Below are 15,106 nucleotides of genomic sequence, written 5' to 3'. Positions count from 1 at the left end.
GCGCTTGGTTAACCTTGCACTTTTTCGGTAATGGCAGAAATGGCTATGGCTTTTGACTGGACCAGTATTGCCTTGGGTCTTGCTGGCGCAGCGGTGCCGTTGTTGGCCCTGTGCTGGCAGCTCCAGCAACGCCTGAGCGCGCGCATGAGCGGTTGGGAGTTGCTCGAAGAGCGCCTGGCCATGGCGCAAATGGCCCAGGAAGGGCTGGCGGCCCAGTTGGATGCCAGTCGTGACGAGATCAGCGACCTGAGCCAGGCCAACGCGGCCAAGCAGGCGGACCTGGCCGCTGTGCGCCGCGAGGTCGAGCTGTTGCAGATCGACCGCGACAACGCCCGCGACGCGGCGCATGCCTGGAACCTCGACCGCAGCGCCAAGGACACCGAACTGCGCCGCCTCGACGCGCTGGCGGCGGCCCTGAGCGCGGAGCTGCGTGAACAGCAGGAAAGCCATCAACAACGCCTCACCGACCTGCAAGGTTCACGGGACGAGCTGCGCGCGCAGTTCGCTGAACTGGCCGGCAAGATCTTCGATGAGCGCGAGCAGCGCTTCGCCGAAACCAGCCAGGAACGCCTCGGGCAGCTGTTGGACCCTCTGAAGGAGCGCATTCAATCCTTTGAAAAGCGCGTCGAAGAGAGCTACCAGAACGAAGCCCGCGAGCGCTTCTCCCTGGCCAAGGAACTCGAACGTCTGCAGCAACTGAACCTGCGCCTGTCGGACGAAGCCACCAACCTCACCCGTGCCCTCAAGGGCCAGAAAACCCAGGGCAACTGGGGCGAGCTGATCCTTGAGCGCGTGCTGGAACACGCCGGCCTGGAGAAGGGCCGCGAGTACCAGACCCAGGTCAGCCTCAAGGGCCCGGACGGCGAGCGTTTCCAACCGGACGTGCTGATCATGTTGCCGGGTGACAAGCAGGTGGTGGTCGACTCCAAGGTCAGCCTCACCGCCTATCAACAGTATGTGGGCGCGGATGATGAGGTGATTGGCCAGGCGGCGCTCAAGCAGCACGTCCTGTCCCTGCGCAATCACGTCAAAGGCCTGGCCGGCAAGGATTACAAACGCCTGGAAGGCCTGCACAGCCTGGATTTCGTGTTGCTGTTCGTCCCTATCGAGGCTGCATTCTCCGCTGCCTTGCAAGCCGAACCCAACCTGTTCCAGGAAGCGTTTGACCGCCATATCGTGATCGTCAGCCCTACCACCTTGCTCGCCACGCTGCGGGTGATCGACAGCCTGTGGAAGCAGGAGCGCCAGAGCCAGAACGCCCGGGAAATCGCCGAGCGTGCCGGCTGGCTGTATGACAAGTTCGTCCTGTTTATCCAGGACCTGGATGAAGTGGGCAACCGCCTGCAGCAGTTGGACAAGGCCTACAGCGCTGCGCGAAACAAGCTGACCGATGGGCGCGGAAACCTGGTCAGCCGTACCGAGCAACTGCGGCTGCTGGGTGCCCGCGCGAGCAAAAGCCTTCCTGCCGATCTGCTGGAGCGTGCCATGACCGACGCCGACGGCGTCGCCCATCTCCCCGAATAAACAATGCGGTCGATGTGGGAGCTGGCTTGCCTGCGATAGCGGTGGATCTGTCACGACCGCTATCGCAGGCAAGCCAGCTCCCACATTTGACCGAGTCGGACCGGCCTATAGGGGTAAATGCCGACTCAACAACGCACGCAACGCAGCGGGTTTGACGGGTTTGGCGAGGTAATCCAAACCTGCGGCGTGCACTTCAGCGACCATTTCCGGGCGGCCGTCAGCACTGATCACCACGCCCGGAATCGGCTCCGCCAGTTGCGCGCGCAGCCACCCCATCAGTTCAGTGCCGGTTTCACCCTGGTCCAGGTGGTAATCCACCAGCGCCAGTTGTGGGCGCATCCCCTCGGCCAACAGCGCAGCGCATTGCGCCTGGTCGGTGGCGGTCCAGACCTCGCAGCCCCAGCGGGTGAGCAGGCTGCGCATGCCAATCAGGATACTTTCTTCGTTATCCACGCACAGCACCTGTGCGCCGCTCAATGGCAGGCCGTTTTCCTGCGCCGCCTTGACCTGCAGATTCGCCTGGTTGCGCGCCAACGGTACGCGCACGCTGAACACGCTGCCTTTGCCCGGCCACGAACGTACGCTCAAGCGATGGCCGAGCACCCGGCACAGGCCGTCGGCAATCGCCAAACCCAGCCCCAGGCCTTTCTCGGCACGGGTCTGGTGGCTGTCCAGGCGCTTGAATTCTTCGAAGATCACCTTCTGTTTATCCAGCGGGATGCCAGGGCCACGGTCCCACACTTCCAGGCACAGTTCGCCCTTGCGTCGACGTACGCCGAGCAGTACCGGGCCGTCGGCATAGCGGAAGGCATTGGTGAGAAAATTCTGCAGGATCCGGCGCAACAACTTGATGTCACTGTCCACCCGCAAACGGCTGCCACGCAGGCGGAAGCGCAAGCCTTGCTCCTGGGCCAAGGCCTTGAACTCCGCGCCCAGGGTGTCGAACAGCTCGTTGAGCACAAAGGGTTGACGCTGCGGATTGATCTTGCCGTTCTCCAGGCGTGAAATGTCCAGCAGGTCGCTGATCAGGTCCTCGGCCGAGCGCAGCGAGCTGTCCAGGTGCTGTACCAGTTGCCGGGCCTCGCTGGACATCCCGTCGTTCTGGTGGGAGAGGGCGGCGGAGAACAACCGGGCCGCGTTCAACGGCTGCATTAAGTCATGGCTGACGGCGGCCAGAAAACGGGTCTTGGATTGGCTGGCGGACTCGGCCACGCCCTTGGCGTCAGTGAGTGCCACATTGAGCTGCGAAAGCTCGTGCGTGCGCTCGGTCACCCGTTGCTCAAGGCCTTCGTTGGCCTCGGTGAGTGCCTGCTCGGCTTCACGGAACGCGGTGATGTCGGTGAAGCTCATGACAAACCCGCCGCCCGGCATCGGGTTGCCAATCAGCTCGATCACCCGGCCATTGGGAAACAGACGCTCGGACGTATGCGCACGGCCCTGGCGCATCCAATGCAGGCGCCGCGCCACATGCACTTCGGCTTCGCCCGGCCCGCACAGGCCACGCTCAGCGTTGTAGCGAATGATGTCGGCAATCGGCCGGCCCACGCTGATCAGGCCTTCGGGGTAGTTGAACAGCTCCAGGTAACGGCGGTTCCACGCCACCAGCTTGAGCGACTGGTCGACCACGCTGATGCCCTGGGTGATGTTCTCGATGGCGCCTTGTAGCAGCGCCCGATTGAACTGCAGTACTTCCGACGCTTCGTCGGCAATGCGTACTACGTCTTCGAGCTGCATTTCCCGCCCTTCAATGGCGGCTTTCACCACTGCGCGGGTCGAGGACGCACCGAGCACACCTGCCAATAAGCGTTCGGTGTGGGCGATCCAATCGTTATCGGCATTCTGGTTGGGGTTGAAACCTTTGCCTTGGCGATAGGCGAACCGGATAAAGCTCTGTTGGGCGCGCTCCTCGCCAACGAACCGTGCAGCCAAACTGAGCAGGTCGCTGATTTGCACCGACAGCATCGAGCGGGCACTGGCACGCTGGCTGATTTCCTGGCCGATGAAGCGCCCGGCCTGCCAGTGTTCGGATACCCGCGTGCGCGACAGCATCGACACCCATACGAACAGTGTGAAGTTGCCTGCCAGGGAGAACACCGTGCCGAGGGTCAGTGAGGTGACGGACAAGCCCAGCGGGTGTGAGTGCATCCACGTCAGCCCTGGGAAAAGGCTCAGAGACCATCCCAGGCTTTTCGCCGTCACCGGTAGGACCAATGTGTAGAACCACAGGAATGTTCCCGCAGCCAACCCGGCAAACACACCGCGCCGGTTGGCCTGTTTCCAGTACAGTGCGCCGAGCATGGCCGGTGCCAGCTGGGTCACGGCGGCGAAGGCGATCTGGCCGATGGTTGCCAGGCTCGCGCTGGAGCCGAGCAAGCGGTAACTCACATAGGCCAGCAGCAGGATGATCACGATGCTGACCCGGCGTACCGACAGCATCCAGTGGCGGAATACCTCGAACGGCCGCTCGGCGCTGGAACGGCGCAGCAGCCACGGCAGCAGCATGTCGTTGGACACCATGGTGGACAAGGCGATGCTTGCCACGATCACCATGCCGGTGGCCGCCGAGGCGCCGCCGATAAACGCCAGCACCGCCAGTGCCGGGTGCGCTTCGGCCATGGGCAGGCTGATCACGTAGGAGTCCGGCAACACCGAGCCCGGCAGCATCATCTTGCCGCCGAGGGCGATGGGGATCACAAAGAGTGCGGCGAGGATCAGGTACGCCGGGAACACCCACTTGGCCAGGCGCAGGTCCTGCGGGTCGATGTTCTCGACCACCGTCACATGGAACTGCCGGGGCAGGCAGATGATCGCCATCATCGCCACGCCGGTCTGTACCACCATCGAGGGCCAGTTGATGGTTTCTTTCCAGTACTCCTCCAGCCGAGGCGCGAGCATGGCCTGGCTGAACAGGTCACCGAAACCGTCGTAGAGGCCGTAGGTCACAAACGCGCCGACGGCGAGAAACGCGAACAGCTTGACCAGGGATTCAAATGCGATGGCCAGTACCATGCCGCGGTGGTGTTCCGTGGCGTCGAGGTTGCGTGTACCGAACACTATGGTGAACAGCGCCAGCACCAGCGACACGATCAGCGCGGTGTCCTGGGCGCGAGTACCGGTGGTGTCGGGGCCGGAGCCGATCAGCAGGTTCACGCCCAGCACGATGCCTTTGAGCTGCAAGGCGATATAAGGGAGCACGCCGACCAGGCAGATCAGCGCCACCACCACAGCCAAGGATTGGGACTTGCCGTAGCGCGCGGCGATAAAGTCGGCGATGGAGGTGATGTTTTCCTGCTTGCTGATCAGAATCATCTTCTGCAGCACCCAGGGCGCCAACACCAGCAACAGCACGGGGCCGAGGTAGATCGGTAAAAACGCCCACAGCTGTTCGGCGGCCTGGCCTACGGCGCCGAAGAAGGTCCAGCTGGTGCAGTAGACCGCCAGCGACAGGCTGTACACCCAGGCACGCATACGCGGTGGCAGCGGCGCACGGCGGCGGTCACCGTAGAAGGCGATGGCAAACATAATGGCCATATAGGCCAGGGCAACGGCGGCGATCAGCCCGCTGGACAGCGTCATGGTAACTCCGAGCATAAAAACACCCAGGCATTCCAGGCCCGGTTGCACAGTCTCGCATGATGCTTGGGGTTAGTCAGTGTCGACCAAGGTCGTGTGCAGGGCTTGTGTGGGGACTGGTTCCTGCAAAAGCCGGTGTCTACCGTGGGCGGGGTGGCAGGGTTTTCTGGCGCAGGATGTAGATCGTCACCAGCACCGCACTGGTCAGCATGAAGCCCCGGGCCCAGGGCAGTGGCACCAGGTAGCAGGACAGGCCGATGCTCAGCCACATCAAGCCGATGGCGTAGACCTTGCCTTTGAGCGGGATGCCGTTGCCGTCCAGGTAATCACGGATCCACGGCCCCAGGCGCGGGTGTTCCACCAGCCAGTGGTAGAAGCGCGGAGAGCTTCGGGCGAAGCAGGCGGCGGCAAGCAGCAGGAAGGGCGTGGTCGGCAATACCGGTAGGAAAATGCCGATCACTCCCAGCGCCACGCTCAGCCAGCCGATGGCCAGCAGGGCGTAACGCAGGAGCAGAGGACGGTTGCCCATGGGTGTCACGGGCAAGCGACTCAGTGGTGACGGGGCTTGAGGATCGCCGGTTTTTCGTCAGGGGCGTTGCACAGCAGGTACAGGGCGGTCAGGGCTTCCGGGATCTGAACGATCATGTCGTCCATCAGATTGGCGTCGGCCGCGATGTCGGAGAACTCCGGCTGGTCGTCGAACAGGCCCGAACCCACCATGATCGGCAGCAGCATTTCGCTGACTTCTTCCTCGGCGGTTTCGAACCAGGCGGCTTCGCGCAGGAACACACCTTCCATGAAGCCGATGCACCAGCCGCGCAGGTCGGAATCATCGGGCTCGTCACCCAGGTCCAGCTCGCATGGCAGCTCGAACTCCTCGTCGGAAGCCAGCTGGCGACCGATGTGGGCCTTGAGGGCCAGCAGGGTGGATTCGATTTCTTCACGCTGGGCAGCGTCGGTGTAGTGCGGTTCTTCGGCGAACAGCGCGTCGATCCATTCGCGGTCGGGCACGACTTCGGAGCAGATCGACAGGGCGGTCAGGTAGCCATGGGCGGCCACGTAGTCCAGCGCCTCGTCATGCAGCTCATCGGCGTCGAGGAAGGCTTGCAGGCGGGTTAGTTGCTCAGCGAAGGACATTGAAGGACTACCTTGGGAATAAACGATGCTGAATTCTAGGCCTTCTTGAGCGCCCAGGCCAGCCGCACTGCATATTTGCCAGGTTTTAGAGAGTGGTCGCTATTCGTCAGCGGCGCCCTTTGCCGGGTGTCGCTCGGGTATACTGCCGCGTTTTGTGATGCCCCGGCAGGCCAAGGCCAATCCGAGAAAACTTCGCTTACGGATTATTTGCCGTGCAGACGCGTTTTCTCAGCCAGCCTGTACAGTGGGATTTCGGCACCATTTTGGAGTTTTACATGCTCGAGCAGGCTCAACGCGTCCTCAAGGACATCTTCGGCTACGACAGTTTTCGTGGCCGCCAGGGTGCGATCATTGAGCGCGTGGCCAGTGGCGGCGATGCCCTGGTACTGATGCCTACCGGTGGCGGCAAGTCCTTGTGTTTCCAGGTGCCGGCCCTGCTGCGCAACGGCCTGGCCGTGGTGGTGTCGCCGCTGATCGCGTTGATGGACGACCAGGTGGCCACCCTTGAAGAACTCGGCGTCGCTGCGGCCTCGCTGAACTCCACCCTCAGCCCCGAACAACAGCGCGACCTGGCCGCGCGGATCAAGCGCGGTGAAGTGAAGATGTTGTACCTGGCTCCCGAACGCCTGGTGCAGCCACGCATGCTGGCGTTCCTGCAGAGCCTGGAAATCGCCCTGTTCGCCATCGACGAGGCTCACTGTGTCTCGCAATGGGGCCATGACTTCCGTCGCGAATACCTGCAACTGGGGCAGTTGGCGGAGCTGTTTCCCGATGTGCCGCGCATCGCCCTGACCGCCACCGCCGACAAGCGTACCCGCGAAGAAATCGTCGAGCGCCTGCATTTGCAGAATGCCGAGCGCTTCCTGTCGAGCTTCGACCGGCCGAACATCTTCTACCGCATCGTGCCCAAGGAGCAGCCACGCAAACAGTTGCTGGCGTTCCTGTCCGAACGGCGCAGCGATGCAGGTATCGTCTACTGCCTGTCACGCAAAAAGGTCGATGAAGTGGCAGCCTTCCTCTGCGAGCAGGGCTACCCGGCGTTGCCGTATCACGCGGGGTTGCCGAATGACCTGCGGGCCTACCATCAGAAGCGTTTCCTCAACGAGGAAGGCCTGATCATGGTTGCCACCATTGCGTTTGGCATGGGGATCGACAAGTCCAACGTGCGTTTTGTGGCCCACATGGACCTGCCCAAGTCCCTTGAGGCCTACTACCAGGAAACCGGTCGCGCCGGCCGTGACGGCCTGCCGGCCGATGCCTGGATGGTCTACGGCCTGCAGGACGTGGTGATGCTCAAGCAGATGCTGCAGAACTCCGAAGGCGACGAGCGCCACAAGCGCCTGGAGCAGCACAAGCTCGATGCCATGCTGTCGTTGTGTGAAGAGACCCGCTGCCGTCGCCAGACCTTGCTGGCGTATTTCGACGAAGACATGCCCGAGCCCTGTGGGCATTGCGACAACTGCATCGATGGCGTGCAGACCTGGGACGCCACCGAACCGGCGCGCCAGGCGTTGTCGACCATTCACCGCACCGGCCAACGCTATGGGGTGGGCCATCTGGTGGATGTGTTGCTGGGCAAGGACAACGAAAAAATTCGCAGTTTTGGCCACGAAAAACTTTCGGTCTATGGCATTGGCAAAGCCCGTGCGGAAGGCGAGTGGCGTTCGTTGTTCCGGCAGATGGTTGCACGCAATCTGGTCGACATTGACATCGAAGGTTATGGCGGGCTGCGCTTGAACGACAATTGCCGGCCGTTGCTCAAGGGTGAAGTGAGTCTTGAACTGCGCCGCGACCTCAAGCCGCAAACCACCGTCAAGAGCAGCACCAGCCAGGCTAGCCAGTTGGTACGAGGCGAAGAGCGCGAACAGTGGGAAGCCTTGCGTACCCTGCGGCGCAAACTGGCGCAGGAACACAGCGTGCCGCCCTACGTTATTTTCCCGGACTCCACCTTGCTCGAAATGCTGCGCGAACAGCCCACCACCATGGCCGAGATGGCCCGGGTCAGCGGCGTGGGTGCACGCAAGCTGGAGCGCTACGGCCAGGCGTTCCTGGAAGTGCTCGGCGGGCAGGCCGAAGCACCGAAGGAAGTCGCCGATATCCGCCACGAGCTGATCAGCCTGGCACGCGCCGGCATGACCCCGATCCAGATCGCCGGCCAGTTGCAATGCTCGGAAAAAAACGTCTACACCCTGTTGGCCGAATCCATCGGCAAGCAGCAGCTCTCCCTGGAGCAGGCCCTTGATTTGCCGGAGGATTTGCTCGGTGAAATCCAGGACGCTTTCCTTGACGGAGAAGGCGAATTGCCACCTGTCGCGGAGGTTGCGCCACTGTTTACGGGTCGTGTTCCTGAGGGCGTTTTGTACTGTGTACGGGCGGCTTTACAGTCTGAATTCGAAATTTAGTGCGCCAATTACGACAATGTAACGAATCAGTACATAGCAACTCTTGCCTACTGGCATGGCTCATGCTTAGCTGACTAATAATTAGCCACACTTTATTTTCAGTCTAAACCATGAGTTTTTTATGCCGTTAACCGATCAACACCGCTTTGGCATGCAGTTGGCGCAAATGTCCCGAGGTTGGCGTGCCGAACTGGACCGCCGTTTGGCGGGGCTGGGTTTGTCCCAGGCACGTTGGCTGGTGCTGTTGCACCTGGCCCGTTTCGAAGATGCCCCCACCCAGCGGGAACTGGCACAGAGTGTCGGTGTAGAAGGGCCGACCTTGGCGCGGCTGCTCGACAGCCTCGAAGGCCAGGGCCTGGTGCAACGCCAGGCGGTGGTGGAAGACCGCCGTGCCAAGCGCATCCTGCTGTGTGACACAGCCCGTCCGTTGATCGAACAGATCGAAACCATTGCCACGGCCCTGCGTCATGAACTGTTTGTGGGGGTGGACGAAGCCGATTTGAGCGTGTGCATGCGCGTGCATGCGCATATCCTGGCGAACCTGGAAAAGTCCTGACCCCTGATTCAGTGAAGATCAAAATGTGGGAGCGGGCTTGCTCGCGAATGCGGAGTATCAGTTACCTTTTCAGTCGCTGACACACCGCATTCGCGAGCAAGCCCGCTCCCACATTTGGTTTGGTGTTCGGCTTTTCTAGAACGTCTGGCCCAGGTTCAGGTACACCGCCTGCTGGTTGTCATCGTTGAAGCCATAGCTGAAGTTCAGCGGCCCCAGCGGCGTATCGAACCCCAGGAAAATACTCGCGGCGTTGATATACCCGCTGTCGAACTCATTGTCGTTGTTCCACGCCCGGCCCCGTTCCAGCGATGCCCCGAGGTACAGCGGGAAGTCCAGCGGTAAATAAGAACGCGGCGTGAGGCGACGGTAGTACACCGCGCGCATCAGGCTGATGTTCTGGCCCGAGATCGCATCCTCGCGAAAGCCTGACAACTGCCGCGCCCCGCCGAGCAGGAAGCTGGAAATCACCACGTCGGATTTATCCAGCGTGCGCCCGTAGCGCCCGCCCAGCACCAGGGTGTCCGGGCCATTGCTCATGGCCTTGTCCAGCTTGAACTCCCACTGGCGGTAGCGTTGGTCCGAACCCAGCCCCGGTTCGAACTCCCGGTAGGCCAGGCCAATGTCTTCGCCGGCATGGGGGAAGTACACGTTGTCCAGGGAGTCGAACGAGTACTTCAGCTCATAGAAGCCCTCACTGAAGCTCACGCTTGGCGAGTCGCGGTCGCCGATACGCACGTCGGCCTTGCCCCAGGCCTCGCCGACGCCGAAGCGGATCTCGCCACTGTTGCCGATCTGGCGCCCCACGTTCAGGCCGAAGCCGTAGCGTTCCAGGCGGTATTCGGAGATGGGGTCGTTGTCCAGAATCAGTTCAACGTTCTGCGCCTGGGCACTGATATAGGGCGCGACGAAGTAGCGTGAGCCGGTGTCCATCGGCTGGTAGAACTCGCTGTACAGTTCTTGGCGATCACCGATCTGCACCCGCGTCAGCCATTCCGCGCCAAGGCGGTTGATACCGTTGATGCGGTAGCTGGCGCCGAGGTTGAAGGCGCTGTCGCCGCGCATGTCATCCGACAGGTTCAGGCCCAGGCGCAGGTAATCGGTGCCGGCGCGTTTGCCGCGTGCGCTGATCACCAGGGTGTTGTCCTGGCCCTTCTTCACCACGCGGTATTGCACCTGCTCGAAGTAGTCCAGGCCGTACAACGTGCCCATGTCGGTCTGCAGGCGCCCCAGGTTCAGCGGTTCACCCAAGGGTTGGCGGATGTAGTAGCGGATCACGTCTTCGCTGACTTTCGAATCGTTCTCCACCTTGATCGCGGTGATCACCGGGGTGCGTTCACCTGCAGTGCGCGCGGCCACCAGTTGTGGGTCCACAGGCTCGGTGGGGCGTAAATGGGCCAGGCGCACGTCGAGGGCGCGGGTGGCGCGGTAGCCGGCGTCGATCATGTCTTTGGCGCGGCCGAAATCCGTCACGCCGTAGGCGGCCAGGGGCGGTTGGATCAGCACGTCCTTGGGGTGCAGGGCCTTGAGTTGTTCCTCGGAATTGCGTCGGGTCATCAGGGTGATGGACTGGTTGAGCACATCGACCACCGTGGCCAGTTGCTTGCGCGAGCGCAACGGGGTGCCGATGTCGACCACAATGGCAATATCCACGCCCATCTCCCGCGCCACATCCAACGGGATGTTGTCGGTCATGCCGCCGTCCACCAGCAGGCGGCCATCGATCTCCACCGGCGCGAAGACGGCTGGGATCGACATGCTGGCACGAATCACCTGAGGCAGGTGCCCCTTGCTGAACACCACTTTCTCACCGGTGGTGATGTCGGTGGCCACGGCCCGAAACGGGATGGGCAACTTGTCGAAATTACGCGTGTTGCTGTTGTGGGCGAACATGCTTTCCAGCAACAGCGCGAGGTTCTGGCCCTGGATCACGCCCAGTGGCAGGCCCAGGCTGCCGTCGTCGCGGAAGCTGAGTTTCTGTTTGACCAGGAAGTCCCGGTCATCCTGCTTGCGTCGAAACGGCACGTCCTCCCGGGGCGGCGCATCGGACAGGGCCTGTTGCCAGTCGATATTCAGCGCCAGCTTTTCCAGTTCATCGATCCTGTAGCCCGAGGCATACAGCCCGCCGATCACCGCGCCCATGCTGGTGCCGGCGATGGCGTCGATGTGGATGCCTTGTTCTTCCAGCGCCTTGAGCACGCCGATATGGGCCAAACCCCGGGCGGCGCCGCCGGAGAGTACCAGGCCGACTTTGGGCCGTGGAGGCTCGACGGCGTCGGCAAGCAGGGGGACAAGGCACAGGAACAGGCAGGACAGCAGGCGGCGCATCATCAATCTCGAGGCTGGGCGGTAAAGGCCGGTATTATAGCCACCCGATCCTCCGAGCCCGTTACGCCAGGAACCTCTCAAATTATGTCCACGAACAAACCCGAGATCGTCATTACCTATTGCACCCAGTGCCAATGGTTGCTGCGTGCCGCGTGGCTAGCCCAGGAGTTGTTGAGTACGTTCTGCGACGACCTGGGGCGCGTGGCATTGGAACCGGCTACCGGCGGGGCGTTTCGCATCACCTGCGATGGCGTGCAAATCTGGGAGCGCAAGGCCGATGGCGGTTTTCCGGAAGCCAAGGTGCTCAAGCAACGTGTGCGCGACCAGATCGACCCAGCACGCGACCTGGGCCACAACGATCGTACGCAATGACGGTCACCGCCGCAGAGCAGCGGTGACCGTTAAGGCTATTTGGCCGCCAGCTTTTGTTTGATGAACCCGACCACCCAAGTCAGCACCAGGCCGCCAACGCCGCCGCCCACGATATTGCTGCCGACTGCCGCCACATCCAGCGCTTCACCGCCGGACGTTCCAGTGAACTGCGAGACAACCTGGCCCAGGACCAGGCCGCCAATACCGCCGAGAAGCGTATTGAGCCCAGTCCCCAGGCTCTGCTTGGTCATGCCGGCGACGTTTCCGCCGACGGCACCGCTGATGATTTGAACCAGCAAGCTGATGAGCATTTCCATGATGAAACCCCTGCATAGCGTTATGGGAGTGACCACTCGCTTGCAGCAACATCAAAGGGCAGGGCTGTCGTCGAGAGGCCTTATCCGTTGAACGACGACAGACTGTTGCGGATGCGCAAAGTATAGATCAAGCCGCCGCCGCAGGCTGTTTGGCCTGGCTGGCGCTGCCCATCAGGCCGGACAGCACGATGGCGATGATGATCAAGACGCCGCCCAGCAACATACGCAAGGTCGGGGTTTCGGCAAACAACAGCCAGGCCACGGTGATGCCGTAGACCGGCTCCATGGCAAATACCACTGAGGCGGTGCGCGCCTTGATCACCGCCAGACTGGCCACGAACAGGCTGTGGGCCAGTCCAGTGCAGAACACGCCGAGCAGGCCAATCCACAGCCAGTCAATGGCACGCACATCGGCCAAACCAGGCGCCGCCACCGGTAGCAGGCATGCCGCAACCACGACGTTCTGGCACAGCGCCGCCTGCACGGCCGGGATGCGCCCGGAGCTGGCGCGGTTGTTCAGGGACAACAACGAAAACAGCAGCCCCGAGGCGATGCCCCACAGCAAGCCGCCCGTGGCTTCGCTCGCCAAATTGAAATCGGGTGTCACCAGCACCAGGCCGACACTGACCAGCGCCACCAGCACCACTTCATTGGCGCGGATACGCTCGCGGAAGATCAACCCTTCAAGGATCACGGTAAAGGCCGGGAACGCGGTGAACCCCAGGGTCGCCACGGCCACGCCGGCCACTTTGACCGCAATGAAGAAGGTCACCCAGTGCGCAGCGAGCAGCACGCCGCTGATGAGCAGCCGGCGCCAGTCACGCAGTTCAAGGGTTTTCCAGGTGGTGTTGCTGGCAAAGCGCGCGAACACCGCGAGGGCCAGTACAGCGAAGGCGGCGCGGCCAAACACGATGATGGCGGGCGAGGCGGCTGCCAGCTTGCCGAACACGCCGGTGAGGCCAAACATCAATGCGCCGATATGCAGGGCGCCGAGGGCTGAGCGGGGAGTCATTGCGATCCTTGAACCATCAGGTTTATCGAGGCGCAGTGTAGAGGGTTGCAAACGAGCGTGTCTGTCGTCCGACTCGCGCCCGTTGTCGCGAGACTCTTCCTACAGTGAGCGGCGCAACGCCCCCGGTGATGCGCCGAACTCCCGCAGCATCGCCGCTGCGAACGCACTCTGTGAGCTGTACCCGACGCGGTCGGCGACTTCACCGATGGGCAACGGCGTCTCGCGCAGCAGCTTCAAGGCCATCTGCAGCCGACGGCTGCGGATATAGTCCATCGGCGTCTGCCCGCATTCGACGATAAAACGTGCGTGCAGGCGTGCGACCGACAGGTCGGCGATGCGCGCCAGGTCAGCCACTTGCAGCGGGTGCGCGACATGCCGCTCGATGTAGGCGTTGAACGCGGTGTAGGGCAAGCGTTTGCCAGGCACGGGTTGGGCCTGGGGGTGATTGAGGCTGGCGAGCAGCAGCACCGCACCTTGCTGGACGATCAGCGGGTCATCCACCGGGCTGTGGGCCAGCCATTGCACCAGTTGGCTTTGCCGGGTGTCGAGGGTCAGGCGCGCGGGTTCGTCGAGCAGGCGGCGGCTGGCATCGGCGTGTTCGCCCAGCGATTGCACTACCCAGTGTTCGCTGGGCACATCCAGCACCAGGCAACGGCTGCCATCGCGGCTGCCGCAGGCATGGTGGGCCGAGAACGGCAGCACCATCACGCTGCTTTCATGCACCTGGCTGCCTCGGCCATCCACTTCAAGGTCCAGGTGGCCGGACAGGCCGAACACCAGCTGCGCATGGTCATGGCTGTGGGCGAGGGGGGCTTCGATGTAGTGGCGTAGTGTGAGCGTCGGTCCCATCACGGTCTCCTGGGCAGCATCTGCGCAGTCTACAACGCTTCGCGGGCACCGGGCGCTGTCATCAGACTGACGCACAGTTGTCATGGGCTATTAATCGCCGTGGCGCAAGCTCGCGAAAACACCGTCGAGGGATGCCCATGACCAGTGCCGAGTTCGCCAAGCCCAGCCGCAAGCAACGGGTTCGTACCCTGTGGATTTCCGACGTGCACCTGGGCACCCGGGATTGCCAGGCCGAACATCTGTCGCATTTCCTCAAGGGCTACCACGCCGATAAGGTCTACCTGGTGGGCGACATCATCGACGGCTGGAAAATGCGCGGCGGCATGTATTGGCCCCAGGCCCATACCAACGTGATCCGGCGCCTGCTGACCATGGCCAAGCGCGGTACCGAAGTGATCTACGTCACTGGCAACCATGACGAATTCCTGCGCCGTTACTCCAAGCTGATCCTGGGCAATATCCAGTTGGTGGACGAAGCGGTGCATGTGACTGCCGATGGCCGGCATCTGTTGGTGATCCACGGTGACCAGTTTGATGTCATCACGCGCTACCACCGTTGGCTCGCGTTCCTCGGTGACTCGGCCTACGAATTCACCCTCACGCTCAATCGCTGGCTCAATCACTGGCGCGCACGCTATGGCTACGGTTACTGGTCGCTGTCGGCTTACCTCAAGCACAAGGTCAAGACGGCGGTGAGTTTTATCAGCGACTTCGAAGAAGCCATCGCCCACGAAGTGACCAAGCGTGAACTGCATGGCGTGGTGTGCGGGCATATTCACCATGCGGAGATTCGCAAGGTGGGCGAGGTGGATTACCTCAATTGCGGGGATTGGGTGGAGTCGTGCACGGCGTTGATCGAACACTGGGATGGCAGCATCGAGTTGTATCGGTTGGCGGATGCCCAGGCGAAAGAAGCACAGCTCAAAGCCGAGATGGTGGCGGGCTGAAGGATTCACACGGACAAAAATGTGGGAGCTGGCTTGCCTGCGATAGCGATGTTTCAGTCGACATCTCTATTGGATGTGACACCGTTATCGCA

12 protein-coding genes are annotated in these 15,106 nt (G+C 62.1%); 5 read left to right on the top strand and 7 right to left on the bottom strand.

Annotated elements, in window-relative coordinates:
- Positions 1 to 45: 45 nt before the first annotated feature.
- A complete protein-coding gene (gene rmuC / locus ACVWVP_RS15400; RefSeq protein WP_372339899.1) occupies positions 46 to 1,524 on the top strand; it encodes a DNA recombination protein RmuC in 1,479 nt (492 codons plus the stop codon).
- Positions 1,525 to 1,629: 105 nt separating this feature from the next.
- Here rmuC and ACVWVP_RS15395 read toward each other — a convergent pair whose 3' ends face one another.
- From ACVWVP_RS15395 to ACVWVP_RS15385, 3 genes are all read right to left on the bottom strand, one after another.
- Positions 1,630 to 5,100: a hybrid sensor histidine kinase/response regulator gene (locus ACVWVP_RS15395; RefSeq protein WP_178919817.1), complete on the bottom strand. Its 3,471-nt coding sequence runs from the start codon at positions 5,098 to 5,100 to the stop codon at positions 1,630 to 1,632.
- Between the two features lie 136 nt (positions 5,101 to 5,236).
- A complete protein-coding gene (locus ACVWVP_RS15390) occupies positions 5,237 to 5,626 on the bottom strand; it encodes a YbaN family protein (protein WP_178919816.1) in 390 nt (129 codons plus the stop codon).
- A gap of 20 nt (positions 5,627 to 5,646) precedes the next feature.
- Positions 5,647 to 6,234 (bottom strand): UPF0149 family protein, encoded by a 588-nt coding sequence (locus ACVWVP_RS15385; RefSeq protein ID WP_178919815.1) that lies wholly within the window; start codon positions 6,232 to 6,234, stop codon positions 5,647 to 5,649.
- 275 nt (positions 6,235 to 6,509) lie between these two features.
- Here ACVWVP_RS15385 and recQ point away from each other — a divergent pair, with 275 nt between their 5' ends.
- Positions 6,510 to 8,636: a DNA helicase RecQ gene (gene recQ, locus ACVWVP_RS15380; RefSeq protein WP_178919814.1), complete on the top strand. Its 2,127-nt coding sequence runs from the start codon at positions 6,510 to 6,512 to the stop codon at positions 8,634 to 8,636.
- 121 nt (positions 8,637 to 8,757) lie between these two features.
- Positions 8,758 to 9,192, top strand: coding sequence for a MarR family transcriptional regulator (locus ACVWVP_RS15375; RefSeq protein WP_457406966.1), 435 nt, complete (start codon positions 8,758 to 8,760; stop codon positions 9,190 to 9,192).
- 135 nt (positions 9,193 to 9,327) lie between these two features.
- Here the strand turns inward: ACVWVP_RS15375 and ACVWVP_RS15370 are convergent, their stop codons facing one another.
- Positions 9,328 to 11,517, bottom strand: a complete 2,190-nt coding sequence (locus tag ACVWVP_RS15370) for a patatin-like phospholipase family protein (protein WP_178919812.1) — start codon at positions 11,515 to 11,517, stop codon at positions 9,328 to 9,330.
- Between the two features lie 84 nt (positions 11,518 to 11,601).
- Between ACVWVP_RS15370 and ACVWVP_RS15365 the strand changes: the two genes are divergently transcribed.
- Positions 11,602 to 11,889 (top strand): SelT/SelW/SelH family protein, encoded by a 288-nt coding sequence (locus tag ACVWVP_RS15365; RefSeq protein WP_176996213.1) that lies wholly within the window; start codon positions 11,602 to 11,604, stop codon positions 11,887 to 11,889.
- Between the two features lie 35 nt (positions 11,890 to 11,924).
- On the opposite strand, the gene ACVWVP_RS15360 is transcribed toward ACVWVP_RS15365, so the two are convergent.
- The 3 genes from ACVWVP_RS15360 to ACVWVP_RS15350 form a co-directional block, all read right to left on the bottom strand.
- Complete coding sequence (locus tag ACVWVP_RS15360; RefSeq protein WP_259172915.1) at positions 11,925 to 12,206, bottom strand: hypothetical protein; 282 nt, start codon at positions 12,204 to 12,206, stop codon at positions 11,925 to 11,927.
- A gap of 127 nt (positions 12,207 to 12,333) precedes the next feature.
- On the bottom strand, positions 12,334 to 13,218 hold the full coding sequence (locus ACVWVP_RS15355) for a DMT family transporter (protein ID WP_178919810.1): 885 nt from the start codon (positions 13,216 to 13,218) through the stop codon (positions 12,334 to 12,336).
- 99 nt (positions 13,219 to 13,317) lie between these two features.
- Positions 13,318 to 14,067, bottom strand: a complete 750-nt coding sequence (locus tag ACVWVP_RS15350) for an AraC family transcriptional regulator (protein ID WP_457406960.1) — start codon at positions 14,065 to 14,067, stop codon at positions 13,318 to 13,320.
- Between the two features lie 137 nt (positions 14,068 to 14,204).
- Here ACVWVP_RS15350 and ACVWVP_RS15345 point away from each other — a divergent pair, with 137 nt between their 5' ends.
- A complete protein-coding gene (locus ACVWVP_RS15345; RefSeq protein ID WP_178919808.1) occupies positions 14,205 to 15,014 on the top strand; it encodes a UDP-2,3-diacylglucosamine diphosphatase in 810 nt (269 codons plus the stop codon).
- Positions 15,015 to 15,106 lie beyond the last annotated feature (92 nt).

This window comes from Pseudomonas sp. TE24901 (assembly GCF_054058375.1).
This window is presented reverse-complemented; position numbering and strand designations above follow the sequence as displayed.